Below are 26,983 nucleotides of genomic sequence, written 5' to 3' on the forward strand. Positions count from 1 at the left end.
ATGATTAAGGAGAAAGTTCAAAAATTTGGTAAGTTCTTAAGTGGAATGGTAATGCCTAATATAGGAGCATTTATAGCTTGGGGATTAATTACTGCATTGTTTATCGAAACTGGATGGTTTCCTAATGAGCAATTAGCAAGTTTAGTTGATCCAATGTTAAAGTATTTACTTCCATTATTAGTTGGATATACTGGTGGTAGAGTAGTTGGAGACGTAAGAGGTGGAGTAATAGGTGCAATTGCAACTGCTGGTGTTATAGTTGGAGCAGATATTCCAATGTTCATTGGAGCAATGATAATGGGGCCATTAGCTGGATACACTATTAAGAAGTTTGATAAGGCTATTGAAGGTAAAGCTCCAGCTGGATTTGAGATGTTAATTAACAATTTCTCAGTAGGAATTATTGGATTAATACTTGCTATAGTTGGATTTTACGCTATAGGTCCAGTGGTTGTTATTGTAACTGAAGGGCTTAAGTTGGGGGTTGAAGTAATAATTTCTAAGGGATTACTTCCTTTAGTAGCAATATTTATTGAGCCAGCTAAGGTATTATTTTTAAACAATGCAATAAATCATGGTATTATTGGTCCAATTGGTATTGAGCAAACAAAAGAATTTGGACAATCTATAATGTACTTATTAGAAGCAAATCCAGGTCCAGGGCTTGGAGTATTATTAGCATATTGTTTCTATAGTAAAGGTGGAATGAAGCAATCAGCACCAGGAGCGGCAATTATACATGCATTAGGTGGAATTCATGAAATTTACTTCCCATATGTATTAATGAATCCATTATTAATAATAGCACCAATAGTTGGTAGTGCTGCAGGGATATTAGTATTTTCAATTTTTAATGCTGGATTAGTAGCAACTCCATCACCAGGAAGTATATTTGCTTTAATGGCATTAGCACCAAAGGGTGGAATGATTGGAATTTTAGCAGGGGTTGCGGTTTCTACAGCTGTATCATTTGTTGTTGCAGCACCATTAGTTAGAAAAGCTGCTAAAAAATTAAGTGATGATAATGACGAAACTGTTGTTGATAATGAAGAGGTAGTAATTAATAAAGCAGTAATCAATAAAATAGTATTTGCGTGTGATGCTGGAATGGGCTCTAGTGCAATGGGAGCAACTAAGTTTAGAAATAGAATAAAAGGTTTTGCTTCAAATATAATAGTTATTAATTCATCAGTAGATACAATACCAGCTGATGCAGATATAGTTGTAAGTCATAAAAAATTAGCGGAAAGAGCAAGAAAAAATTCTCCGCAAGCAGAGCATGTGTTTATAGAGAATTTCTTACAAGATAGTAAATTAGACAAGCTATATTCTATATTAGAAAACAGAGCAGATGGAAACATAGAGTTAGCAGAAGTTGCTGTAGCAGAAGTAGCGGCATCAGCACAAGTTAAAGAAACTTCTATATTAAAAGGGGATAATATAATTTTAGGATTATCAAGCGAAAGTAAAGAAGAAGCTATAGAGAGAGCTGGGAAGATATTAGTTAAAGAAGGATATGTTAATAATAACTATATAGCTGCAATGCAAGAAAGAGAAAAAATAGTATCAACTTATATAGGAATGGGAATAGCAATTCCACATGGCGTAGGTGAAGCAAAAAAAGAAGTTGAGAAGTCAGGAATAGTTGTCCTTCAGTATCCAGATGGTGTAGTTTTTGGTGATGATTTAGCATATTTAGTTATTGGTATTGCTGGAGTTGGAGATGATCATTTAGAAATATTATCTAATATTGCAACATCATTAGAGGATGAAGCATTAGTAGATAAGCTTAAAAATACAAGTGATAAATTTGAGATATTAAAAACTTTTAATAAATAGTAAGAGGCATTCTTGTGAAAAAAGCAATTTAATTTGGAGCAGGAAATATAGGTAGGGGAGTTATAGGACCATTACTTTCAAAGTCTGATTATCAAGTGATTTTTGCTGATATAAATAATGAAATAAAAAAATACTTAAATAGAGATGAAATAAATTATTTGGATGAGTATATTGGATTCCCAGAGTGTTTAGTTGATAGAATAGTGATACCAAACAACAATGAAAACGTTTTGGGAATTCGGGTAGAGAAGTATTGCCAGTGGGTAATACAGAAAAATGCATTTAAAGGTGATATATCAAATATAGAAGCTGCTAATTTCGCAGGTGATTTAAATTCATATATTGAAAGAAGTATATTTACACTAAACACAGTGTATGCTATGACAGCGTATTTTGGAAAGCTAAGAGGATATACATCTATAGCAGAAAGTATAAATGACAAGTGTATATATGATTTAGTAAAAGAAAGTGAATCGAAAATAGCAGTTAAATATAATTTTGATGAAAAAAGTAATTTAGGGTATATAGAAAAAAACGATTAATAGACTTAAAAATCCATATTTAAAAGGTAAAAGAATAAGAACAGGGAAAAGTCAATTAAAAAGATTAAATGAATACGCTAAGATAACTAATAATTTTAATAGTTTTAATGGTGGCTTAGGGATATTTAATATGTTAAATGATGATATGAGGAGGAATTATTAATGAAAAAAGCAATTCAATTTGGAGCAGGAAATATAGGAAGAGGGTTTATCGGATCATTATTATCTAAGGCAGGATATCATGTAGTATTTGCAGATGTAAACACTGAAATAATCGATAAGATTAATAATGATAAAGAGTATACAATTCATGTAATGGATACTGTGTGTTCAGAAGAGAAGGTTAATGATATAAGTGGCGTTATATCAATAAATAATGAAATATATAAAGAAATAGTTGAAGCAGAAATTATAACTACTGCAGTTGGGCCTGTTGTTTTACCAAGAATAGCACCAACAATAGCAAAAGGTATAGCTCTTAGAAAAGAAAAGGGAGTAAAGAGCTACCTAAATATAATTGCATGTGAAAATGCAATTAAGGCTAGCTCACAACTTGAGGAAGAAGTTAAGAAGTATTTAACTAAAGATGAAGTTGATTATTTAGATGAATTTATAGGGTTCCCAAATTGTTCTGTAGATAGAATAGTTCCACCTGTGAAAAGCGAAAATATTCTAGATGTTGTAGTTGAAAATTATTATGAATGGAATGTGGAAGAAAAAGCTTTTAAAGGTGAAATACCTAAGATAGAAGGTATGAATTTAGTAGATGATTTAATGGCCTATATTGAAAGAAAGTTATTTACGCTAAATACTGGACATGCAATAACAGCTTATTTTGGATACTTAAAAGGTTATGAAACAATAGAAGAAAGTATTAAAGATGAAGTTATTTACGATTTTGTTAAAAAGGCAATGATCGAAAGTGGAAAAGGATTAATTGCTAAATATAACTTTGATGAAGAAGCTCATTATAAATATATAAATAAAATAATAGATAGATTTAAGAATCCATATTTAAAAGATGATGTGGCAAGGGTTGGAAGAGAACCTTTAAGAAAATTAAATGAAAATGATAGATTAATAAAACCATTAATTACTGCAAGAGGATTCAATATTAATACAGATAATTTACTACTAGGGGTAGGAGCAGCACTTCATTATGATAATAAAGAAGATGCTCAAAGTGTACAACTACAAAGTTTAATTAATGAAAAAGGTATTAAAGAATCTTTAGCTGAAATATCAAAAATATCAGGTGATACTGATGTATTGGATAAGGTAGAAAAATATTATGATGAAGTTAAGAAATTAATAGGAGCATAATATTTCTATATAAATATTTAAAACTCAAAATTTAATCTCTAGAAGTTTAACACCAAAAGTAAAAATTAAAATGCTTTTGGTGTTATTCTTTATATAATATTTTAAAAAGAATACAATTTCAAATATCATTTATAAAATAATTGATATAAAAGAAATATAAGGATAGAATTAGTGTATGGGATGTAAAAGGAAACTAGAGAGGAGAAAGAGGTAGTGATTAAGGAAAGAGCACAAAGTTTTGGAAACTTTATAAGTAGTATGATCATACCCAATATAGGTGCATTTATAGCATGGGGATTCATAACTGCTATATTTAGTCCTACAGGATGGTTTCCAAACGAAAAGATAGCTTTATTAGTAGAACCATTAACACAGTATTTATTACCGTTATTAGTAGGATTTACAGGAGGTAAAGTTACTGGAGGAGCAAGAGGAGGCGTGGTAGCAGCTATAGCAACAGTTGGTGTAATAGCTGGTACTAATATACCCATGATTTTAGGAGCAATGGTAATGGGTACCTTATCTGGATGCATAATAAAGAAATTTGACAAAGTAATAAAAAACAAAATTCCAATTGGATTTGAGATGTTAGTAAATAATTTTTCACTTGCTATTATAGGTATGATATTAGCTATAGTAGGATTGTTTGTAATTGGTCCGAGCATGGCTATTATTGCAGGAATAATGAATATAGGTGTAGCTTTTATTGTTAAAAATGGACTATTGCCATTATTAGCAATTTTTATAGAGCCAGCAAAAGTACTATTTTTAAATAATACAATAAATCATGGAATAATAGATGTAATAGCAATAGATCAAGTTAATGAATATGGAAAGTCAATATTATACTTATTAGAAGCAAATCCTGGTCCAGGATTAGGTGTAATATTATCTTATTTTATATATAGTAGAGGAACAATGAAACAATCAGCACCTAGTGCGGCTATAATTCAGCTTTTTGGAGGGATACATGAAATATATTTTCCATACATATTATTAAATCCATCATTGCTATTAGCAGCAATTATGGGAAGTATGTCTTCTATAATAACTTTCTTAGCTTTAAATTCAGGATTAATATCAACAGCATCTCCAGGAAGTATTTTTTCTATAATGATGTTATCCCATAAAAGTGATGTTTTAACAAATTTATTAGGCGTTTGTGTTGGTGCAGTAGTTTCATTTTTTATATCTGCATTTTTACTGGAAAGAAAATATAGTAAAAAAGATGATAAAAATACTAATAGTGAAAATATGCAGGAATTAGACTTAGATATTAAATATATAAAGAAAATAGTGTTTGCCTGTGATGTGGGAATGGGCTCAAGTGCTATGGGTGCAACAAATTTTAGAAATAGGATAAAAGATTTTGATTTGGATATAGAAGTGGTTAATTCATCTGTATCAAATATACCTAATGATGCCGATATAATAATAACGCATAAAGGGTTATTGGGTAGTATAAAAAGTGATATTAATAAGGATAAAATTATTTTTATAGAAAATTTCTTAGAGGATGATAATTTAGAAGCTTTATATGAGAAGTTAGGTAAAGAAGATGAAAATGATAAAATTAGTCATAGGGAAGAGAGAGTTAAAGTTGAAAATAATACATTACTAAAGGAAGCAAATATTTTGTTAGGGTTAGAAAGTGAATCTAAAGAAGAGGCTATAATAAGGGCTGGTGAACTTTTATTTAATAATGGTTATACAAAATATGAATATATAGATTCAATGTTAGAAAGGGAAAATATAATATCTACGTATATTGGGCTCGGAATTGCTATACCTCATGGTACAGAAAGTGGAAAGAGCGAAGTTAAAAAAGCAGGAATTGTAGTTTTACAATATCCTGAGGGAATAAAATTTAGTAGTCAAACAGCATATCTAGTAATTGCTGTTGCAGCTAAAGGTGATGAACATTTAGAAATAATATCAAGTATAGCGAAATCATTAGAAGATACTAAATTAATAGAAGAAGTTAAAATAACTAAAAATCCAAAGGATGTATTAAAAGCATTTAATGTCTAATTATTACTATAAAAAAGGTCAAAATATTATTATAGAAACTAAATTAATAATTTGTTAGAATGAGGTACAATTATAAGTTGTTATGAAAGAGAGTGTGAGAAAATATGGGGAACTTTAAGATGCCTAAAGGATTTTTATGGGGAAGTGCATCTGCTGCATATCAAGTAGATAGAGAAGAAGAAGAGGGTTCTTCAATGAATCGTTATAAAAAAAGATAGTTATTATTGGTACAAAAAAGTAATAGAAACAAATGCTGATGAACTATAAAGTTATAAAATAATTATGCCATTCAAATTAATCTAGGATTTAGGTTAATTTGAATGGCAATTTTTTAGGGAATTGTAATATTATTTATAAAATTATATGCAATTTCAATTATAGTATATCCAATTCCAACTAGTGCAATTGCGGCTAATAAAATCATATAATCCTCCTAAGAATAATCTTATATTATTATAATTGTAAAGGATGAAAAAATATACATTTATTTAAATTGATTATATTAATTCTAAACAAAGATATGGGTCAATGGCATTATACAAAATCCTAAGAATATTGATACTAATGCAATTTTAGAGTAACCATATTTTTGAGATGAAGGAATAAGTTCTGCAAAAGAGATATATAACATTATTCCACAAACTACAGCAAAGATTATTCCTAAAATAAGATCATTAATAAATGGTTTCAAACATATAAATGCAATTAAGGCACCAAATGGTTCGGCCATACCTGAAATAAAAGAGTACTTAAGAGCTTTTTTTCTGCTTTTGCTTGCAAAATAAATTGGCATTGCAATTGCTATACCTTCAGGAATATTATGGAGTGCAATTGCAAGTGTTACAGTGATTCCAAGTCTAGTATCTTGATAGCCAGAAACAAAAGTGGCTATACCTTCAGGAAAGTTATGTATCATCAAAGCGATAGTTGATACTAAGCCAACTCGGAAAATATCAAAGTTATTATCATATTGAGCAATTTTGTTGCTGTTACCTTCTGGAATTAAAAGGTCTATTAAATAGGCCATTATAGCACCAATCAACATGAATAAAATAGACCATAGTACTCCAGGTGTATTTCCATGATATTTAGATATAGCTGTTTGGGCAGTAGGAAATAAATCAGTAAATGATACGGCAATCATGACACCAGCGGAAAAGCCAAGAGCAAATGTTAAAAATTTTTCATTTCTTGACTTAGTAAAAAATATGATGATAGCCCCAAAAACAGTAGATAACCCTGCTATAGTAGAAAGAAGCAGGGGAAATAATGAGTTATTATCAAACATTTCACACCTCTCAAATTATTGTTACATAATTATTTTATGAGAGAGAGTATATAAAAAGAATATAAAATATTACAAAATATTGGTATAATTATATGAAGTAAACTAATAAGGGGGTAAATATGTTAGGAACTATAGTAAATTCAATAGCAGTAATAGTTGGATGCTTAGTTGGTCTTTTAGTAAAAGGAAGATTAACAGAGAAAATTAGTACAACAATAATGAATGGATTAGCATTATGTGTAGTATACATAGGAATATCAGGGGCTTTAAAGGGAGAAGATACTTTAATAATTATTATATCAATAGCTATAGGGGCTTTAATTGGAGAAATTATAGATATCGATAAATGGTTAAATAAATTAGGAGATTGTTTAGAAAGTAAATTTAAAAGTATAAAAGGTAATAATATATCAATAGCAGAAGGATTTGTAACATCAAGTCTTTTATTTTGTGTTGGAGCTATGGCCATAGTTGGAGCATTAGAAAGTGGACTTAAGGGTAATGATGATATTTTATTCACTAAATCAATTTTAGATGGAATATCAGCTATTATTTTTACATCATCTTTGGGAATAGGTGTAATATTCTCTGCAGTAACTGTATTTATATATCAAGGGGCAATAACGTTAGGAGCAGGACTTTTATCTGGAGTTTTAAGTACTACAGTAATTACAAATATGAGTGCAATTGGGGGATTATTAATTGTAGCACTTGGATTTAACATGCTAGGAGTGACTAAAATAAAGGTAGCAAATTTACTACCGGCTATATTATTGCCAATATTTTTTAAAATATTTATTTAGAATGTATTATAATATATGCTATTATATAGAAAGGAGTAAAATTTTGGGGGGTAAATAATGAAAAAAGATTATTCAGCGCTTATTTGGGGACTATTATTTGTAGCTGTTGGTATTATATTTGGTGGAAATGCACTTGATATCTGGGATATAGATGTATTTTTTCCAGGATGGTGGACTTTATTTTTAATTATACCTGGATTAATATCTATGGTTAGGTATGGATTTAATTGGGGATCAGGAGTACTAATTATAGCAGGAATTATATTACTTTTTGATAGTTTAGATATTATAAGTGGAAGAGTTATGTGGAAATTAGTTTTTCCATTAATATTAGTAGCTATAGGTATTTCCATACTAGCAACATTTTTTAGATCAGAGAAAAAAAGGGGAATTGAATCAGACGAGGATATTAGGAGTAAATCTTATATGTATGATTCAACTCAATATCCAAGATATACTGCAATTTTAGGCGGAGGAGATTATAAAAATACATCTGAAGATTTAAAGGGAATTATTGCAGAAGCAATACTTGGAGGGTTAGATATAGATTTAAGGGAAGCCAAAATAACTGAAGATATAGTATTAGAGCTTACTGCAGTTTTAGGGGGTATAGATATATTTTTACCCGATAATGTTAGAGTGGAGATAATTTCAGGGACACCTATACTTGGTGGATTTGAGCACAAAATAAATAGAAATGCTTTATCAGGACCTAAAGTAAGAATTAAGTATACTGCGGTTTTGGGTGGAATTGAAGTTAAGTAAAATTAAAAATAATAAAATAATTACTAATAAAAGTAATAGTTCTAAATTTAGGGCTATTATTTTTTTTTATTTCATTTATAATGATAATAAATATTACTTAATATGTGGTTTATTTTGATATTAACATAAGATAAAGAGTAAACTATAAATAATTAAGATTTTAATTATAATAAGAGGATGGTGTTTTAGATGAAGGTTGTAATCATCGGTGGTATAGCAGCAGGAATGAGTGCTGCGGCTAAATTTAAAAGACTTTCACCAAATGATGATGTAGTAGTTTATGAAAAAGGAGACATAGTATCTTTTGGAGCATGTGGGCTTCCATATTATGTTGGAGGATTCTTTGAAGATTCAAATGAAATGATAGCAAGAACTCCAGAAGCGTTTAGAGAATCAGGTGTAGAAATACATACAAAGCATGAAGTAACAAATGTAGATTTTGCTAATAAAAAGTTAACAATAAAGAAACTTGATAGTAATGAAATAATAGAAGAAAAATATGATAAGTTAATGATTGCAAGTGGTGCAAGAGCAATTATACCACCAATAAAAAATGTTAACTTAGAAAATGTAGTTACATTAAAATCAATGGATGATGGTAATAAATTAAGAGAATTAATGGCAATGGAAGAATATAAAAAAGTTGCTATCATAGGTGCTGGGTTTATTGGACTTGAAGCTGTTGAAGCTGCAAAGCATAGAGGTAAAGAAGTTACTGTTATTCAACTTCAGGATAGAGTCCTTCAAGAAGTGTTTGATAAAGATATAACTGACCTGTTAGAAGAGGAGTTAAGAGATAGTGGAGTTAATCTTCTATTATCGGAAACTGTAACTGAACTTATTGGTGATGGAAGAGTTTCTAAGGTTAAAACTGATAAAAGAGAAGTAGAAGCAGATATAGTTATACTTGCTACAGGTGTAAGACCAAATACTGATTTCTTAAATCCAGATGAAATAAAAATGATTAGAAATGGAGCAATTGTAGTTGATAAGTATGGAAGAACATCAGTAGAAGATGTATATTCTGCAGGTGATTGTGCAACTATTAATAGCTTAATTACTGATAAGGAGGTATATGTACCTCTTGCAACAGGAGCCAATAAGCTTGGAAGAATAGTTGGTGAAAATTTAGCAGGGCAAAATAATTCATACCAAGGATCACTAGCATCTAGCTGTATAAAGGTTATGAATATGGAAGCAGCAAGAACTGGACTTTCAGAAAAAGAAGTTTTAGATTTAGGTTTTAATTATAAAACTAAATTTATAACAGATATGAATCAAACTAGTTATTATCCAGGAAGAGAAAGAATTTATGTTAAGTTAATATACGATGCACATACTAAAGTAATTTTAGGTGGTCAAGTAGCTGGATATAAAGATGCTGTTCAAAGGTGTAATGTATTAGCTGCTTGTATTTATGCAAAGATGACTACAGATCAATTAGGAATGTTAGATCTTTGTTATTCACCACCATTTGCAAGAACTTGGGATGTATTAAATGTTGCAGGTAATGTGAGTAAGTAAAGCTATATGCGAAAGGTAATGTGATTTTTAGTGGTAAGCCTATGGGCCTACCACTTTTTATTTATACTAAGGTTATAATTATGTAGATAGAGTAAAATTATTTAATAAAAAGTAATTGATTTTAAAATTTAATGACGAATTATAAATATTCTGAATTAAATTAATTTCGTATTTTGTGATTTACTTTATCAAGAATTTGTGTAATAATATTATAGATTTTGTGCCTAAATAATGATAAAAGTAAAATTTTATTATTAATAGTTGCAACTAGTATGAGTAGTTTCACAATAGAAAGAATTCATACTAAAAAAAAACTATAAAATTAGGAGTGGACATATGAAAATAGGATTTGATCATGAAAAATATTTAGAAGAGCAATCTAAGTACATATTAGAAAGAGTTAATAACTACGATAAGTTATACTTAGAGTTTGGTGGAAAGCTTTTATTTGATTTACATGCAAAAAGAGTTTTACCAGGATTTGATGAAAATGCAAAAATTAAATTATTACATAAACTAAGAGATAAAGCAGAAGTTGTTATAGCAGTATATGCTGGTGATATCGAAAGAAATAAAATAAGAGGAGATTTCGGTATAACTTATGATATGGATGTTTTAAGACTTATTGATGATTTAAGAAGTTATGAACTAGAAGTTAATTCAGTAGTTATCACTAGATATAATGATCAACCTTCAACTACAGTTTTTATTAATAAATTAGAAAGACGTGGAATTAAGGTTTATAAACATAGAGCTACTAAAGGATACCCAACAGATGTAGATACTATAGTTAGTGAAGAAGGATATGGACAAAATCCATATATTGAAACAAGTAAACCAATAGTAGTTGTTACTGCACCAGGACCAGGAAGTGGGAAGCTTGCTACATGTTTAAATCAATTATATCATGAAAATAAAAGAGGAAATGTAGCTGGATATTCTAAGTTTGAAACATTCCCAGTATGGAATGTTCCATTAAAACATCCATTAAACATAGCTTATGAAGCTGCTACAGTTGACTTAAAAGATGTTAACATGATAGATTACTTCCATTTAGAAGCATATGGAGAAACAGCAGTTAACTATAATAGAGACTTAGAAACATTCCCAGTACTTAAGAGAATTATTGAAAAGATTACTGGAAAAGAATCAGTTTATAAATCACCAACAGATATGGGTGTTAATAGAGTTGGTTTTGGTATAGTTGATGATGAAGTTGTTAAAGAAGCTTCAAGACAAGAAATAATAAGAAGATACTTTAAAACTGGTTGTGAATATAAAAAAGGTTATGTTGATAAAGAAACATTTGAGCATGCGAAGCTTATAATGGAGCAAGTTAATCTAAAAGAAGAAGATAGAAATGTTGTTGTTCCAGCAAGAAATCGTGCTATTAAATTAAAGGAATTAAATAGTGATATCTGTACAGCAGTTGCTATTGAGTTAGAAGATGGAACTATTCTTACAGGTAAGGGATCAGAGTTATTAGAGGCTTCTGCAGCAGCATTATTAAATTCAATAAAGCATTTAGCTAATATTGCAGATGATATGCATTTAATTTCGCCAGTTATTTTAGAACCAATTTTAGATTTAAAATCTAAGACTTTAGGAAATAAAAAAGTATCATTAAATTGTGAAGAAGTATTAATTGCATTAAGTATTTCAGCTGCAACTAATCCTACAGCTCAAGTAGCGATGGAAAAGTTAGCTATGCTTAAAAATTGTCAGGCTCATTCAACAACAATATTACCAACTAGTGATGAGCAAACATTTAGAAAACTTGGAATTGATGTGACATGTGATGCAGAATACGCATCAGAGAGTCTTTTCTATAATAATTAATAAGTATATTTAGTAATATTATATAAGAGTTAACTATATTTTTTGAAGAAATATAGTTAACTTTTTTATTATTTGAAAAGTAAAGTTCTGAGATGAATCTGAAAAGTCAGAAGTTAATAATTTATAATCACTAATTGTATATATCGGAATATTATAAGATTAAGGATAAATTATATAACTAAGGAGGAACTTAATATGTCAAGTTACAAAGGAATAGATATAAGCAATTGGCAAGGTAGTATAGATTTTTCACAAGTAAAAAATAGCGGCACACAAATAGTATATATATTAGCATCTCAAGGAAATTATTTTATAGATTCTTATTTACAAGAATTTTATAATGGCGCTATTAGTAATGGATTATTAGTTGGCTTTTATCATTTTTTTGATCCAGCAGTTTCAGTAGAGTCTCAAGCAGAATATTTTATAAATGCTATAAAGGGACTAACTAGTAATTGTAAGCTTGTTTTAGATTTAGAGAAGGCAGGAAGTTATGGAGCTAGCGAGTTATCGAAGTTAGCAGTTGAATTTTTAGAAAAGGTAAAAGAGCTTACAGATACAGAGGTAGCTATATATACTTATGTGAGCTTTGCTAATAATAATATAGTGTCTGGATATGGATTAGAAAATTATCCTTTATGGATAGCAGAATATGGGGTGAATTCTCCGCAAGGTAATCCTATATGGGGAAATAGTTATGCTGGATGGCAATATTCAGATACTGGTAGTGTAGCCGGTATTAATGGGAATGTAGATATGGATGTATTTACTGAAGAAATGTTATTAGTAGAAAGTAGTAAAATAGTAGGAAATAATAGTAGTAGTAACAACAATAATTTTAATTCAAGTAGTAGTTATATTTATTACAAAGTAGAATCAGGCGACACATTAAGTGGAATAGCAGAAAAGTATGGAACAACAGTAAATACTTTAGTATCTTTAAATGGAATATCAAATCCAAATTTAATATATGTGGGTGAAGTACTGAAAATTCCAGCAACAGGATCTGGTGCAGATATATCAAAGTCATCTACAATAAATTATACAGTACAATCAGGAGACACATTAAGTGGGATAGCAGCAAGATATGGAACAACAGTAAATACTTTAGTATCTTTAAATGGAATATCAAATCCAAATTTAATATATGTGGGTGAAATACTAAAAGTTCCAGTATCAGGATCTGGAGCAACATCCAATTTAACATCTACCACTTATAAAGTACAAACAGGAGATACACTAAGTGGAATAGCATTAAAATTTGGAACAACAGTTAATCATTTAGTAGCCATAAATGGGATAGCAAATCCAAATTTAATATATGTAGGACAAGTCTTAAAAATATAAGAGTTAATAAATAAGTATTAAAGTCTTTAATAAAAGAGTGAATAGTTATAAGTAGCATATTACGTATAACTATTCACTCTTAATTTTATATTAATATAAATTTTGGAGTAGCGATTAAGATTTAGGAGTGGAATAGTTAGTAACCAATGCTAAATAATATATAAGAAGTAGAGAATGGTATATAGTTAGAAAATATAATTTTAAAATAAAACAATTATAACAATAAAATTAGTAACCAATGTTTTGTCAAAATATTATTTGTTAAGCAAAACTAAGAATAACTGATAAATTGGCAAGGAATAATAAATATAAGGAAATTAATAAAATAGTGAAAGGAACTGTTTTAATGAGGGAAGAAAAAGTCAAAATAATTCCACTTGGTGGGCTAGGTGAAATAGGTAAAAATATTACAGTTTTTGAATGTGATGATGAAATTATTGTTGTTGATTGTGGGATAGCATTTCCAGATGAAGAGATGTATGGAGTAGATTTAATAATACCAGATATATCGTATTTGAAGAATAATGCTAAAAAGATAAAGGGAATCTTCTTAACGCATGGACATGAGGATCATATAGGTTCATTGCCATATGTATTAAAAGAAATAAATGTGCCTATATATGGAACTAAGTTAACTATAGGTATAGTAAAGACAAAGTTAGAAGAGCATAACTTATTATCAGAAGTTAAATTACATAATGTTGAAGCTGGAGATATAATTAAATTTGATAAATTTAAGATTGAATTCATAAGAAATACCCATAGTATAGCTGATTCTTGTAGCTTAGCGATATTTACTCCAGTTGGTACAATATTGCATACAGGAGATTTTAAAATAGATTATACACCGATTGATGGAGAAACAATGGATTTACAAAGGATATCTAATTTGGGTAAAGAAGGAGTAGCCTTACTTATGGCTGATAGTACTAATGTTGAAAGAAAGGGACATTCTTTATCAGAAAAAAGTATAGGGTACACATTAGATAGAATTATTAGTAAAGCTAAAGGAAGAGTTATTGTAGCAACTTTTGCATCTAATATACATAGAATGCAACAAATTGTTGATGCTTCCATTAAAAATAAAAGAAAAGTTGTTTTTAATGGAAGAAGTATGGAGAATATATCAAAGGTTGCAATGAACTTAGGATATTTGCATATACCAGAAGGTAGTGTATTAAGTATTGATGATTTAAAGGATTATGATAATAGTAAAATCACATTAATTACAACAGGAAGTCAAGGAGAACCAATGGCTTCTTTAGCAAGAATAGCATTTTCTAATCATAGAAAAATAGCTATAGAGCATGAAGATACTTTCATAATTTCTGCATCTCCAATACCAGGAAATGATAAGCTTATTTCAAGAGTTATAAATGAATTATTCAGAAAAGGTGCAGATGTTATATATGAAGATTTAGCAGATGTTCATGTATCAGGGCATGCATATCAAGAGGAGTTAAAGCTTGTACATACGTTAGTTAATCCCAAATATTTCATGCCAGTTCATGGAGAATATAGGCATTTAAAACATCATGGTGATTTAGCAGAAAGTTTAGGGATGGATAAAAATAATATATTTATTTTAGAGACTGGAAATGTGCTAGAACTAACTAAACATGCCTGCAAAAAAGAAGGAAAAGTGAAAACAGGAGCTGTATTTGTTGATGGATTAGGTGTTGGAGATGTTGGAAATATAGTATTAAGGGATAGAAGGCACTTAGCACAAGATGGAATGTTAACTATAGTTGTTGCAATTGAAAGAGAGACATTAAGTATAGCTTCAGGACCAGATGTTATTACAAGAGGATTTGTATATGTTAAAGAGTCAGAAGAGTTAATTAATAAAGTTAAAGAAATATCTGTAGTTGAGGTGGAAAAATGCTTAGAGATTGGTGTTATTGAATGGTATGTATTAAAAAGTAATGTAAAAAAGGCAGTAGAAAATTATATTTACGAAAAAACAAAAAGAAGACCAACTATAATTCCAATAATAATGGAGACATAAATATATTTTTAAAAGCTACAATTGCATATTTGATAAAATAAAAGAAAGTGTGTATAATTATTATGTAAACATTTAAAGTGGGGAAGGGTAATAAATATGAATATAGGAACAGTTAAAAAATATCAAGAGTTAATGCAAGAATTTTCAAAAACTCCAAGAGAAGATGTTATTAGATTTAAAAAGAAATATGAAGAAGTTTTAAATGAATTTTTGAAATTGGAGGAAGTTTATACTATAGCTTCAAAGAAATCTTCATTAGAAGAGGTAAAAAATAATGTAGCTAAACCATTATGTGCGTTAAATCATAAAAAGATGCCTGGAATGTGGTTCTTTTCTGAAAGAGAATTTGCACAAGATTTTGTAAATCATTTTGGATTAATAAAAGATGGAGTTGAATATATAAGAGTATTAAAAGGTGAAGAAATTATAGAAGCAATTAAATATGGAGTATTTAATGGAATTTATCAGTTTTCTATAGATGAAGGTAAATGTACTATGGTTATGGTTCCATATGATTTACTAAATGCGTATTTGAATAGCAAAGGTCAAGAAAATTTTTTAGAAAGAAATCAGTATGAGTTAATGATTTTATTTACTATGATGAAGTTCCATGGAAAACTTGTGTATGGGATTGAAAGTGATGACTTAGGGAAAAATGAAAAAAATAAGTTAGCTTGTGATAGAAAAGGTGTACTTAATTTATTTGAAAAGAAAGATGATGCCGATATACATAAATATGATATTGGATATGGTAGAAAAGAAGCAAAAGGATTAAATATAATTGAATTAAAAAATTCAATTAATGAAATTTTAGAAGAAGTAGAAGAAGTAAAGATTGAAATTAAAGAAAATGTATTTGAAATAAGTAGTAGAAAGTTAGCGTATATATTAAATGAAATGACTAAAATTAATCAATAACATATTTAGAGGGCAACTGAACTTAAAACTATATTAAATATTAAAGGGGATATAAAAGATATTATAAATATTAGATATAGTTAGGATAAATACACTTTGTTGCTAATTTAAAGAATAAAATGAGTTGTTTCCATTATATTGTTAGCATAGATTGCTTTTTACTTTTTAATTTAAATTATATATAATACTTAAATGAAAGTTATTATATTAAGAGTTTTACTTTTATAAGATTGAAAGGAGAATTTATCTATGAAAGATTTATTAGATAAAGGAGCTGTAGTACAAAGGGATATGGAAACATATGCAATAGCGCCACATTTGACAGGAGGTTTAATTACTCCAAAGCAATTAAGAGATATAGCTGATGTAGCAGAAAGATATAATGCTTCTGCTGTAAAGGTCACTGGGGCTCAAAGAATTGCAATAGTTGGAATAAAGGAAGAAGATATAGATAAGGCATGGGCTGATTTAGGAATGAAACCGGGAGCAGCTATTGGCTTATGTGTTAGAAGTGTAAAGATATGTCCAGGAACTACTTTCTGTAAAAGAGGATTACAAGATTCAGTTGCAATAGGATCTAAATTAGATGGAGCATTCCATGGAAGAAATCTTCCTAATAAATTAAAAATTGGTGTAAGTGGATGTCCAAATAGTTGTGCTGATAGTCATACAAGAGATATAGGTTTAATTGGAGGACCTAAAGGATGGATACTTTACCTTGGAGGAAGAGGTGGAGTTATTCCTAGATTAGGTGATAGAATAGCTATGAATATCCCAGATGATAAAATCTTTGATGTAGTTGAAAAAGTAATAGATATTTATGCAGAACATGGTCAAGGAAGAGAGAGATTAGGGAATTATATAGATAGAATTGGATTAGAAGAATTTAAAAAGCAATTAAACATTGAAGAGTTTTTAAATGCATAATTTAAATTAATATAAACAAATATTAAGGTATGATTAGTACAATCAACTTTAATATTTGTTTTTTTAATTATTTAAAATAGTTATATAAAAATTTATATAACATTTAAAAGTAGCAGAAATACATATTCTGTGAAGTTAATTCTTTAATTATAAAAAAGTATTTCTATAATTAAAGTTATTTACTTAATATAAATATAGGTTATACTAATTAAATGAAATAAAATAATAAATTTTTATAAAGATGAGGGAAGTATATTGAATAATACATTTAGTAAATATAATTTATGTAATGAAATAATGAAAGCATTAGATGGAATAGGATATAAAAATCCATCAGATGTACAAGATAAAGTAATTCCAGAAGTGCTTAAAGGTAATGATATTATAGTTAAATCTCAAACAGGGAGTGGAAAGACAGCTGCATTTGGAATACCTTTAAGTGAAAAGGTACTTTGGGAAGAAAATAAGCCACAGGTATTAATATTAACTCCAACTAGAGAACTTGCAATTCAAGTAAAAGATGAAATTAAAAATATAGGAAGATTTAAAAGATTAAAGGCAGTTGCTGTATTTGGAAAACAACCTTTTTCAGAACAAGCTAGAGAGTTAAAGCAAAAATCACACTTTGTTGTTGGAACTCCAGGAAGAGTATTTGATCATATTGACAGGGGAACATTGGATACTTCAGAGATTAAATATTTAGTAATTGATGAAGCAGATGAAATGTTAAACATGGGATTTATAGATCAAGTAAGAGATATTATTAATACTTTAAACAAAAACAGACAAACAATGCTGTTTTCGGCAACTATTCCCCAGGAAATAATATCATTATGTAATATGTACATGAAGAATCCTATAAATATTGAAATAAAGTCACAAAAATTAATAACTGATAATATTGACCATCAATTATATAGGTTTGAAGAGTTTTATAAACTAGATAATTTAAGTAAACTTTTAATAAGTGAATCACCAGAGACAGCTGTTATATTCTGTAAAACTAAAGAGAATGTTGATAAGGTTTTTGAAAGTTTAAATAAAAAGGGATATTCAGTTAATAAAATTCATGGAGGAATGCTTCAAAAGGATAGACTTGATGTTATGGATAGGTTTAAAAAAGGAAGCTTTAGAATTTTAATAGCTACGGATGTTGCAGCAAGAGGAATTGATGTTGAAGGTATTACTCATGTTATAAATTATGATTTGCCAGTTGAAAAGGAAGCATATGTACATAGAATAGGAAGAACAGGAAGGGCAGGAGCAAGCGGAAAAGCAATATCTTTTGTAAATCAATACGAAGATAGATTGCTTGATATGATTCAAGAATATATAGGTTTCAAAATTCCTGTAAGTAATGAGTTTCCAGAAGTAACGTCTGAAAAAAGAAGTGAGGCTATTAAGTTATTAAAATCTAGACCAAAAATGAAAAGAGAAAAAGATAAAGTAATTAATAAGAATATTACTAAGATATATTTCAATGGAGGTAAAAAGAAAAAATTAAGACCAGGAGATTTTGTAGGTGCTATTTCAAGAGTAGAAGGAATTACTGCTGAAGATATAGGGATAATAGATGTTCAAGATACTGTGTCTTATGTTGATATTTTAAATGGAAAAGGAAACAAAGTTATAGAAGCGCTTAAGAATTCAACAATAAAAGGTAAAAAGCTTAAGGTGGAAAAGGCGAGAAAATAATAAGGTGTTAAGAGGTTGTATCAAATTTGATACAACCCTTTTGTATAAAATAGAGAAATTTAATATAAAAAACTAACATTTATTAAGAAAATTAAACAAATTTTATTTAAACTATTGATATTAAGGTAAAAATAGTATATCCTAATGGTAACGTTAACATTAACATTGAAAAATAATATATATAATATAGAGTTTAATAATTATACAAGGGGGCAGAGTGATTATGGGAATAGCTGTTATAGAAAATAACAATAGATTTAATATAGTATGTAGTAACATTAATGATAGATCCTCAAAGAGTGAAACATATAATAGTAAGGATGGCAAAAGATTTTATAAAATAAAAGGTTTTTCTAGAGAGAAATCTGTAGAATGCATAGAATTAATATCTAAGGATAAGTTAGAAGTTGTTCTTACTTTTAAAGGGTTATCATTACAAGATAGTACAGATTTAAAAAGATTAAAATTAAAAGGTTTAAAAGAAGATGCAATTTATAAGAATATAAGAACAAAGCAGGTATTTTCAGGTGGGGCATTAATGAATTTAGGAGTAAATATTAATACACTATGTGGAGATATTGACGGTAGTGTTATTTATTTAAAAGCAATATAAAATATGATGAAATAGATATATTTGTTAGGAAGCTTAAATTGGCTTCCTTTTTTGTTTGTGAAATATACTATATAATTATTATATAAGAATAAATTGAAAATAGAATTAAGGAGAAAATGATTATGAAATACAAAGTGATATTATTTGATGCAGATGAAACTTTATTTGATTTTAAAAAAACAGAAAGGGAAGCTTTTAAAAATGCTATGATAGATTTTGGGGTTGATTATGATGAAGGTTATCATTTTAGTATATACAAAGAAATAAACACTGCTATTTGGAAAGAACTTGAAGAAGGGTTAATTACTCAAGATAAATTAAAAGTAGAAAGGTTTAAAAGATTAAATGATAAGTTAAATGCTGGATTTGATGAAGAGGAATTCGCAAAGGCTTATATGATGCACTTAGGTAATGGATCTTTTTTACTAGATGGAGCAATTGAACTTATAGAGGATTTAAGTAGTAAATATATTCTTTCTATTGTAACTAATGGTCTTACTAGTGTACAAGAAAGAAGAGTTAAAAAGTCAGTTATCGCAAAATATTTTAAGGAGATAGTAATTTCAGAGGAGGTAGGAATATCAAAGCCAAATCCTGAAATTTTTGAATATGCTTTAAGAAATATTGAAGGTATAAATAAGGGTGAAATTCTTATGATTGGAGACAGTTTGAGCTCTGATATAAGGGGCGGTATTAATTATGGTATTGATACTTGTTGGTTTAATATACATAAAGAAAAAAATAATATGGAGTTAAATCCTACTTATGAAGTATCTAGTTATAAAGAATTAGCAGATTTATTAGCATAAATAAATTGGAGGAAATAAAGCTATGGAGCTAGAAATATTAAAAAGGGTTAAAGAACAGTTGGCCAAGGATTATAATTGTTCTATTGAGGATTTTGATAATAGAAAGAATTTAGTGACAGATATTAAGTTAAATGAAGGTACTAGAAAGTATACTGATGATAAAGAAATATTGAAAATACTTATTTTTAATGGAAAAGCAGTTTTATCTGCTGATGAATGTATTAAAGAGTGGTGTGTTGAAAAGTTTTCTAATAGAAATGGTGATTGGATGTTTTTATATTCAGTTTTAAGGGCTATAGATAAAAAGTTAAATGAATTTGGATATGAAATAGAAAATACCCATCATTATTATTTGCCATATGGTATAGATGATGATATATCAAATGACTTAAAATGGTATAATAAAGAGGAAATAAAGCAGTTTAAGGATGATAATAGATTTGATGAAGCATTTGCATTCGATAATAATTTTCCAGATGTACTTGCTGTAGCTAAGCTTGATGATTATGGGAATATATTAGGAATAGCTGGAGCAAGTAAGGATAGTGATATAATGTGGCAAATTGGGGTTAATGTTTTAGAGGGAGCTGAAGGACAAGGTATTGCTAAAAATGTAGTTAAAGCATTAAAAAATGAAATACTACGTAGAGGAAAGGTTCCTTTTTATGGTACAGTAGAATCACATATAATATCACAAAAGGTTGCATTAGCTTCAGGATTTTATCCTGCTTTTGCAGAAGTGAAAATAAGAAAAATATAATAGTTATATTAAAGATAAGTGTAAGGTGTATCATACAGTAGATCTAATACTTGTACTATTTGTAGTAGTACAAACATTAACTTACTTTTAAAATAAGGGTGGGATGTGGCTTTTTAGCTGGTGATAAAGAAAAAGGAAAGATTATATTTAATGAGAAATTTCACTAATTCCCGGAAAGATAATCTTTCTTTTTTCGTCTTACCATGATGCAACTATTAGATGTAATGCGTATTCCTAAATTCTGATGGAGTAACACCTTCAAAAGATTTAAATGTCCTAGAAAAATGGCTTTGATCATAAAAACCAAGAGATATAGCAATATCAAGCATACTTTTATTAGTTGTAAGTAATAAAACCTTAGCTCTATCTATTTTAATTTTCTTAGAATACTTCATTAAGGAAATACCCATGTGCTTTTTAAAGCAAGTAGAAGCATATTCAGGAGTTATTCCTAAATGCTCAGATATTTTATCAAGAGACATAAAGCTTTCAATATTCATATGCAAATGTTGAAGAAGTTTGTTTACTATAAAGTTGTCTTTAACTTCAATATCACTAATTAAAAATTCAAGATATGCTTCGGCCATTTCAAGTTCAAGTGCTTGTAAGGATTTTAAATCATTTAATGTAGGTATTTTTTCATAATACTTATTGTATAAAGTATGTAAGTATTTCTTTGAAATACCATGTCTTATAATTTCTTTAGAAAATATAGCATTCCAAATATATAAATCTATCTTTTTATCTTCAATGTTTAGATCATCTTCCAACTCACCAATATGTTTCTGATGGATCTTGTAAAGTATAGCAGGCCTATTACTGGTATCTATGAAAGATGAAAATTCATTGCTAAATATATTCAAATCTGAAATAAAGCTTTCATACATAAAAAAATCCTCCTATAAAAAATAAAATATATTAATTATATAACTATTATATTATAAATATACAAATTATCTCAACTTAAAAATTTATAATTATGTATATAGAAATTATAATATAGATGAGGTGGTTATATGAATAAGCATGCAGTTTTTCATGTTTTAGATACTCCTTATGCTTATGGTAAGGATAAAGATACATTAGTAGTTAGAGTAAGGGTAGCAAGGAATGATGTTAATGAATGTTATATCTATTACAAGGATAGGTATGATTGGGAAAATCCATATTTAAAAAAACAAATGATAGTTGTTGCTGAAACTGAGCTGTTTACGTATTATCAAGCAGAAATTTCAGTGTTTAGAAATAGATATAGATATTATTTTGAGTTTATAGATAATAATAATCAAAGGTTTGAATATAATGAACGAGGATTTGTTAATCGAGAGTTTAAATATAATGATATGAATTCATTCCAATTTCCATATATAGCAGAAGAAGATTTATATTATGAAGAAAAGTGGCTTCAAGAGTCAGTTGTATATCAAATTTTCCCTGATAGATTTTGTAATGGAGATAGTAGTATAAATGTTGAAGGAACAATGCCTTGGGGGAAAGGTAAAGTGCATAAAAGAAGTATGTATGGTGGTGATTTAAGAGGGATAATAGATAAATTACCATATTTAAAAGATTTGGGGATAAATTTAATTTACTTAACTCCTATTTTTAAATCAACAACTAATCATAAATATAATACAAAGGATTATTTTGATATAGATCCTCAATTTGGTACTTTAAGTGAAGCAAAGAAGTTGATTGAAAAGGCACATAGTAATGGAATTAAGATAGTATTTGATGCTGTTTTTAACCATTCAGGATCAGATTTTTTTGCATTTGAAGATGTGATTAAAAATCAACAAGAATCAAAATATAAGGATTGGTACTTTATTGATTCATGGCCAGTTAGTAAGTCAAAGAATAAGTATTATACATTTGCAAACGGTTGTGATAATATGCCAAAATTAAATACAAATAATGAAGAGGTTAAAGAGTATTTACTTAAGGTTGGAGAGTATTGGATTAAAGAAATTGGAATAGATGGTTGGAGACTTGATGTTTGTGATGAAGTTGGTCATGAATTTTGGAGAGCTTTTAGGAAGGTAGTTAAGAAAGCTAATAAAAACGCTGTTATTATTGGTGAAATAATGCATGAAGCAAATTCTTTCTTAAAAGGGGACCAATTAGATGGAATTATGAACTATCCATTTAAAAATGCAATTATAGATTTCTTTGGTAAAAATATTATTACAGCAAGAGAGTTTTTAGATATAATGGCTGAAAATAGGGTTTTATATATGGATAGTATAACTAAGCAAATGTGGAATTTGGTAGGAAGTCATGACACTAAAAGAATTTATGATGAATGTGAAGGTGATATAGATAGAATTAAATTAGCAATTGCATATCAATTTTTATATTTAGGTGTTCCATATATTTATTATGGAGATGAAGTTGGTTTAGATGGAGGAGATGATCCTCAAAACAGGAAATGTATGATTTGGGATGAAGAAAAGCAAAATAAAGAGTTGCTTAAGTTCTACAAAACAATGATTAAAGTTAGAACCTCAAATAAAGCGCTTGTTCATGGTGATTTTGAGGAGGTATATTGTGAAGGGGATTTATTAGCTTTTAAAAGGGTATTAAATGATGAAAGGCTAATGATTATATTCAACAATAGTGATGAAGATATTGATATAGAATTAAATTTAAAATGTAGTGCAAAGAATGTAATTACAGGTGATATTGAGGAACTAAATAAAGTAAGTTTAGTAAAAAAATCATTTAAAGCTTTTAAATATTAAAAATAAACTAAATTCTTAGCTTGAGAAGGAGATTAACTAAACCTTAAGCTAAGAATTTGTTATACCCCAGAAACGTTCTTATCTACAAGTAAAAAAGTGGTAGTATTACAATGGCTAGCCATAGAAGGGATAAAAATTAATTCTAAATTGAAGTGATTTGAGTATAATTATATTGACAAACTGTAAAAATATGATAATATAAAATCAAGAAAACAATTTCATAAGTCCTAATGGAGAAAAATTTTTTTGAGGACTTTATTAAAATAATTAATAAAGAAGTGATGTAATGAATAAAGTAGTAAGAGGTAGCTTTGAACTTATGAAACAGTTAAATGTTTCAGCGGTACTTAAGGTTATTAGAGAAAATGGAAGTTTATCGCGTGCAGATGTTGCAAAGATAACAGGATTAACACCAGCAAGTGTGACTAATATTACTAAAATGCTTATAGAAGATGAATATTTAGTTGAATGTAAAGTAGGACAGTCAAGTGGAGGAAGGCCACCAATAATACTTGAGTTAAATCCAAATGCTAGATACGTAATAGGTATTGGTATTGGCGTAGGAGTAATAGATGTTGTCATAACAAATCTTTCGGCAGAGATTATATTAAAAAAATCTATTGAAATTAATGAAGAAAGATATGATTATGATTTTGTTTTTAAAAAGTTAGTTAAATTAATTAATGAAGTTATAGAATATAGCAAAATTGAAAGAGAAAAAATATTAGGGGTAGGGGTAGCTTTACATGGAATAGTAAATGCTAAAACAGGAATGTCTATATACTCACCTTACTATGGATGGAAAGAAAAAAATATTAAAGAAGTATTAGAAAATGAATTAAATTTAAGTGTTTATGTTGATAATGATGTTAGAGCAATGGCTTTAGGGGAAAGTTGGTTCGGAATTACCAAGGATATAACAAACTTTGTGACATTAAATATATCAAATGGTATAGGTGCTGGAATTATTATAAATAATAAACCTTATTATGGAGTTGATTTTAGTGCAGGAGAAATAGGTCATATAGTTGTTGAAGGTGATGGAGATAAATGTAATTGTGGTAATTATGGATGTCTTGAGACCGTTGCATCTAATAATAATATTACCAAAAAAGCTATTAAACTTATTAAACAAGGTGCAAATAGTATTTTAAAAGAATTAAAGGATAATATTAATGAATTAACAATAGAAGATATTTGTGAAGCAGCTAAGTTAGAAGATGAGTTAGCGATATCTATAATAAAGGAAGCTGCAAGATATATAGGAATAGCAATTACAAATTTAATAAATATATTAAATCCTACATCAATAGTAGTTGTTGGTGAAATATTTGAAAATACATCTTATGCAATTGAGACATTAAATGAAATTGTTAAAAATAGAGGGATGAAGCTTTCAAGTGAAAATGTAAGGATAATTAAAAGTATGTTAGGAAGAGATGCAGCAGTAGTTGGTGCTACAACATTAGTAATACAAGAAATATTTAATGGGATGAGTATTAATTAAATATGAAGTAGAAAAATAATAAAATTTGTTAAATCAATTAGAAGAATAAAAATAAAAGTGGATGGTGAGATTATGAATAAAATTGGGTACGAAATTGAGAGGCTTTTAAAATTTGCATTGAGTAAAGATATGATTTCTAAGTGGGACGTAATTGCATCAAGAAATGCATTAATTGATTTATTAAAGGTTGAAGCACCATTTGAAGGTGAAGTAGAAGAGGTAATTGAAGAAACACCTGTTAAGATATTAAATAATATTTTAGATTATGCAGTTGAAACAGGATTGATAGAAGAAAATACAACAACACATAGGGATTTGTTTGATGCTAAGATTATGGGCTTATTAATGCCAAGAGAAGGTGAAGTTGTTAAGAGTTTTTATGATAAGTATGAAAATGAATCTAAGGAAAAAGCAACAGATTGGTTTTATGATTTAAGCAAATCATCAAATTATATTATGACAGAAAGAATAGCTAAAAATCTTTGGTGGCCTGCAGAAACAGAATATGGGAACTTAGAGATAACAGTTAATTTATCTAAACCAGAAAAAGATCCTAAAGAAATTGCAAAGGCTAAGTTAATGAAGCAATCAACATATCCTAAATGTCTTCTTTGTAAAGAAAATGTAGGATATGCAGGTAGACTAAATCATCCAGCAAGACAAAATCATAGAATTATACCTATGATTTTAGATAATAGAGATTGGTTTATGCAATACTCACCATATGTTTATTATAATGAACATTGTATTGTTTTTAGTGGTGAACATGAACCTATGAAATTAACAAGAGGTTCAATTGAAAGACTTGTTGAATTTACAGAAGTTTTACCACATTATTTTATAGGATCAAATGCAGACTTACCAATAGTAGGTGGTTCAATATTAACACATGATCATTATCAAGGAGGAAGACATGAATTTCCAATGGAAAAGGCTAAGGTAGAAAAATACTATGAAAGTAGCAAATATAGAAACCTTGAAATTGGAAGTGTTAAATGGCCAATGTCTGTAGTTAGAATTAAGGGGAATAATAAAAATGAAGTTATAGATGCAGCAATGGATATATTTGAATCATGGAAAGTATATTCTGACGAGGAAAATGATATATTAGCATTTTCAGGAGAGACACCTCATAATACAGTAACACCAATAGCAAGAAGAAAAGGTGATGCTTTTGAGTTAGATATAGTATTAAGAAATAATAGAACTTCTGAAGAGCATCCAGATGGAATATTCCATCCACACAAGGAGCTTCATCATATAAAGAAAGAAAACATAGGATTAATTGAAGTTATGGGACTGGCTGTTTTACCAGGAAGATTAGAAAAGGAATTAGATATTATAGCTAATATACTATGTGGTGAATTAGCTTATAAGAGAGAAGAAGCGGAAAAAAATGATGAAATTAATAAACATATCCCATGGATAGAAAAAATGTTAAGAGAAAACTCATCATTAAATTATATTGAAGCAAAGGAAGTGCTTAAGAAAGAAGTTGGTGCTATATTCTCAAAAGTACTTGAAGATGCAGGTGTATTTAAGAGAAATGAAAAGGGACAAGCTGGACTAGATAAATTCTTAAGCAAAGTACTTTAGATAGTGATAAGAGTAGTAAGTGACAAGTTTCAAGTGATAAGTTAAGGAATAAATTTTTAAAACTTCATAATAGATTTCAATTTTGACTTATCACTTATAATTTGACAA

General features: G+C 28.5%; 21 protein-coding genes. 19 read left to right on the plus strand and 2 right to left on the minus strand.

Annotation, left to right across the window (positions count from 1 at the left end):
- The 4 genes from I4V63_RS04840 to I4V63_RS04855 all read left to right on the plus strand — a co-directional run bounded on the left by I4V63_RS04840 (position 1) and on the right by I4V63_RS04855 (position 5,735).
- Complete coding sequence (locus I4V63_RS04840; protein ID WP_196000173.1) at positions 1–1,839, plus strand: PTS mannitol transporter subunit IICBA; 1,839 nt, start codon at positions 1–3, stop codon at positions 1,837–1,839.
- Between the two features lie 95 nt (positions 1,840–1,934).
- On the plus strand, positions 1,935–2,381 hold the full coding sequence (locus tag I4V63_RS04845; protein ID WP_196000174.1) for a hypothetical protein: 447 nt from the start codon (positions 1,935–1,937) through the stop codon (positions 2,379–2,381).
- Between the two features lie 162 nt (positions 2,382–2,543).
- On the plus strand, positions 2,544–3,704 hold the full coding sequence (locus tag I4V63_RS04850) for a mannitol-1-phosphate 5-dehydrogenase (protein WP_196000175.1): 1,161 nt from the start codon (positions 2,544–2,546) through the stop codon (positions 3,702–3,704).
- 213 nt (positions 3,705–3,917) lie between these two features.
- Positions 3,918–5,735, plus strand: coding sequence for a PTS mannitol transporter subunit IICBA (locus I4V63_RS04855; protein ID WP_347707722.1), 1,818 nt, complete (start codon positions 3,918–3,920; stop codon positions 5,733–5,735).
- A 508-nt stretch (positions 5,736–6,243) separates the two neighbouring features.
- Here the strand turns inward: I4V63_RS04855 and zupT are convergent.
- Positions 6,244–7,023, minus strand: a complete 780-nt coding sequence (zupT, locus tag I4V63_RS04860) for a zinc transporter ZupT (RefSeq protein WP_196000176.1) — start codon at positions 7,021–7,023, stop codon at positions 6,244–6,246.
- A 119-nt stretch (positions 7,024–7,142) separates the two neighbouring features.
- On the opposite strand from zupT, the gene I4V63_RS04865 reads away from it, so the two are divergent.
- From I4V63_RS04865 to I4V63_RS04920, 12 genes are all read left to right on the plus strand, one after another.
- Positions 7,143–7,826 (plus strand): DUF554 domain-containing protein, encoded by a 684-nt coding sequence (locus tag I4V63_RS04865; protein ID WP_196000177.1) that lies wholly within the window; start codon positions 7,143–7,145, stop codon positions 7,824–7,826.
- Between the two features lie 57 nt (positions 7,827–7,883).
- Positions 7,884–8,591, plus strand: coding sequence for a hypothetical protein (locus I4V63_RS04870; RefSeq protein ID WP_196000178.1), 708 nt, complete (start codon positions 7,884–7,886; stop codon positions 8,589–8,591).
- Positions 8,592–8,780: 189 nt separating this feature from the next.
- Positions 8,781–10,115: a CoA-disulfide reductase gene (locus tag I4V63_RS04875; RefSeq protein WP_196000179.1), complete on the plus strand. Its 1,335-nt coding sequence runs from the start codon at positions 8,781–8,783 to the stop codon at positions 10,113–10,115.
- A 336-nt stretch (positions 10,116–10,451) separates the two neighbouring features.
- Positions 10,452–11,954, plus strand: coding sequence for a DUF1846 domain-containing protein (locus I4V63_RS04880; protein ID WP_196000180.1), 1,503 nt, complete (start codon positions 10,452–10,454; stop codon positions 11,952–11,954).
- A 195-nt stretch (positions 11,955–12,149) separates the two neighbouring features.
- Positions 12,150–13,301: a LysM peptidoglycan-binding domain-containing protein gene (locus I4V63_RS04885; protein ID WP_196000181.1), complete on the plus strand. Its 1,152-nt coding sequence runs from the start codon at positions 12,150–12,152 to the stop codon at positions 13,299–13,301.
- A gap of 346 nt (positions 13,302–13,647) precedes the next feature.
- Complete coding sequence (locus I4V63_RS04890) at positions 13,648–15,309, plus strand: ribonuclease J (RefSeq protein WP_196000319.1); 1,662 nt, start codon at positions 13,648–13,650, stop codon at positions 15,307–15,309.
- 96 nt (positions 15,310–15,405) lie between these two features.
- Positions 15,406–16,227, plus strand: a complete 822-nt coding sequence (locus I4V63_RS04895) for a hypothetical protein (RefSeq protein ID WP_196000182.1) — start codon at positions 15,406–15,408, stop codon at positions 16,225–16,227.
- A gap of 249 nt (positions 16,228–16,476) precedes the next feature.
- Positions 16,477–17,154 (plus strand): NAD(P)/FAD-dependent oxidoreductase, encoded by a 678-nt coding sequence (locus I4V63_RS04900; protein ID WP_196000183.1) that lies wholly within the window; start codon positions 16,477–16,479, stop codon positions 17,152–17,154.
- A 255-nt stretch (positions 17,155–17,409) separates the two neighbouring features.
- Positions 17,410–18,849: a DEAD/DEAH box helicase gene (locus I4V63_RS04905; RefSeq protein WP_279325742.1), complete on the plus strand. Its 1,440-nt coding sequence runs from the start codon at positions 17,410–17,412 to the stop codon at positions 18,847–18,849.
- A gap of 223 nt (positions 18,850–19,072) precedes the next feature.
- On the plus strand, positions 19,073–19,462 hold the full coding sequence (locus I4V63_RS04910; RefSeq protein ID WP_196000184.1) for a GH36 C-terminal domain-containing protein: 390 nt from the start codon (positions 19,073–19,075) through the stop codon (positions 19,460–19,462).
- A gap of 122 nt (positions 19,463–19,584) precedes the next feature.
- Complete coding sequence (locus I4V63_RS04915) at positions 19,585–20,271, plus strand: YjjG family noncanonical pyrimidine nucleotidase (protein WP_196000185.1); 687 nt, start codon at positions 19,585–19,587, stop codon at positions 20,269–20,271.
- A gap of 22 nt (positions 20,272–20,293) precedes the next feature.
- Entirely contained in the window at positions 20,294–21,031 is a 738-nt protein-coding gene (locus I4V63_RS04920) for a GNAT family N-acetyltransferase (RefSeq protein WP_196000186.1), read from the plus strand.
- Positions 21,032–21,246: 215 nt separating this feature from the next.
- On the opposite strand, the gene I4V63_RS04925 is transcribed toward I4V63_RS04920, so the two are convergent.
- Positions 21,247–21,918 (minus strand): helix-turn-helix transcriptional regulator, encoded by a 672-nt coding sequence (locus tag I4V63_RS04925; RefSeq protein WP_196000187.1) that lies wholly within the window; start codon positions 21,916–21,918, stop codon positions 21,247–21,249.
- 129 nt (positions 21,919–22,047) lie between these two features.
- On the opposite strand from I4V63_RS04925, the gene I4V63_RS04930 reads away from it, so the two are divergent.
- The 3 genes from I4V63_RS04930 to galT all read left to right on the plus strand — a co-directional run bounded on the left by I4V63_RS04930 (position 22,048) and on the right by galT (position 26,875).
- On the plus strand, positions 22,048–23,772 hold the full coding sequence (locus tag I4V63_RS04930) for a glycoside hydrolase family 13 protein (RefSeq protein WP_196000188.1): 1,725 nt from the start codon (positions 22,048–22,050) through the stop codon (positions 23,770–23,772).
- Positions 23,773–24,058: 286 nt separating this feature from the next.
- Entirely contained in the window at positions 24,059–25,279 is a 1,221-nt protein-coding gene (locus I4V63_RS04935) for an ROK family transcriptional regulator (RefSeq protein WP_196000189.1), read from the plus strand.
- A 72-nt stretch (positions 25,280–25,351) separates the two neighbouring features.
- A complete protein-coding gene (gene galT, locus I4V63_RS04940) occupies positions 25,352–26,875 on the plus strand; it encodes a UDP-glucose--hexose-1-phosphate uridylyltransferase (protein ID WP_196000190.1) in 1,524 nt (507 codons plus the stop codon).
- Positions 26,876–26,983 lie beyond the last annotated feature (108 nt).

Source organism: Clostridium sp. 1001271B_151109_B4 (assembly GCF_015670405.1).
In the GTDB taxonomy this organism is placed as follows: domain Bacteria; phylum Bacillota; class Clostridia; order Clostridiales; family Clostridiaceae; genus Clostridium.

Coding starts and splice junctions, on each gene's coding strand:
- I4V63_RS04840 (WP_196000173.1), top strand. CDS start 1: ATGATTAAGGAGAAAGTTCAAAAATTTGGTAAGTTCTTAAGTGGAATG.
- I4V63_RS04890 (WP_196000319.1), top strand. CDS start 13,648: ATGAGGGAAGAAAAAGTCAAAATAATTCCACTTGGTGGGCTAGGTGAA.
- I4V63_RS04930 (WP_196000188.1), top strand. CDS start 22,048: ATGAATAAGCATGCAGTTTTTCATGTTTTAGATACTCCTTATGCTTAT.
- I4V63_RS04895 (WP_196000182.1), top strand. CDS start 15,406: ATGAATATAGGAACAGTTAAAAAATATCAAGAGTTAATGCAAGAATTT.
- I4V63_RS04910 (WP_196000184.1), top strand. CDS start 19,073: ATGGGAATAGCTGTTATAGAAAATAACAATAGATTTAATATAGTATGT.
- I4V63_RS04880 (WP_196000180.1), top strand. CDS start 10,452: ATGAAAATAGGATTTGATCATGAAAAATATTTAGAAGAGCAATCTAAG.
- I4V63_RS04915 (WP_196000185.1), top strand. CDS start 19,585: ATGAAATACAAAGTGATATTATTTGATGCAGATGAAACTTTATTTGAT.
- I4V63_RS04920 (WP_196000186.1), top strand. CDS start 20,294: ATGGAGCTAGAAATATTAAAAAGGGTTAAAGAACAGTTGGCCAAGGAT.
- I4V63_RS04925 (WP_196000187.1), bottom strand. CDS start 21,918: ATGTATGAAAGCTTTATTTCAGATTTGAATATATTTAGCAATGAATTT.
- I4V63_RS04900 (WP_196000183.1), top strand. CDS start 16,477: ATGAAAGATTTATTAGATAAAGGAGCTGTAGTACAAAGGGATATGGAA.
- I4V63_RS04935 (WP_196000189.1), top strand. CDS start 24,059: ATGAATAAAGTAGTAAGAGGTAGCTTTGAACTTATGAAACAGTTAAAT.
- I4V63_RS04865 (WP_196000177.1), top strand. CDS start 7,143: ATGTTAGGAACTATAGTAAATTCAATAGCAGTAATAGTTGGATGCTTA.
- galT (WP_196000190.1), top strand. CDS start 25,352: ATGAATAAAATTGGGTACGAAATTGAGAGGCTTTTAAAATTTGCATTG.
- zupT (WP_196000176.1), bottom strand. CDS start 7,023: ATGTTTGATAATAACTCATTATTTCCCCTGCTTCTTTCTACTATAGCA.
- I4V63_RS04875 (WP_196000179.1), top strand. CDS start 8,781: ATGAAGGTTGTAATCATCGGTGGTATAGCAGCAGGAATGAGTGCTGCG.
- I4V63_RS04885 (WP_196000181.1), top strand. CDS start 12,150: ATGTCAAGTTACAAAGGAATAGATATAAGCAATTGGCAAGGTAGTATA.
- I4V63_RS04870 (WP_196000178.1), top strand. CDS start 7,884: ATGAAAAAAGATTATTCAGCGCTTATTTGGGGACTATTATTTGTAGCT.
- I4V63_RS04850 (WP_196000175.1), top strand. CDS start 2,544: ATGAAAAAAGCAATTCAATTTGGAGCAGGAAATATAGGAAGAGGGTTT.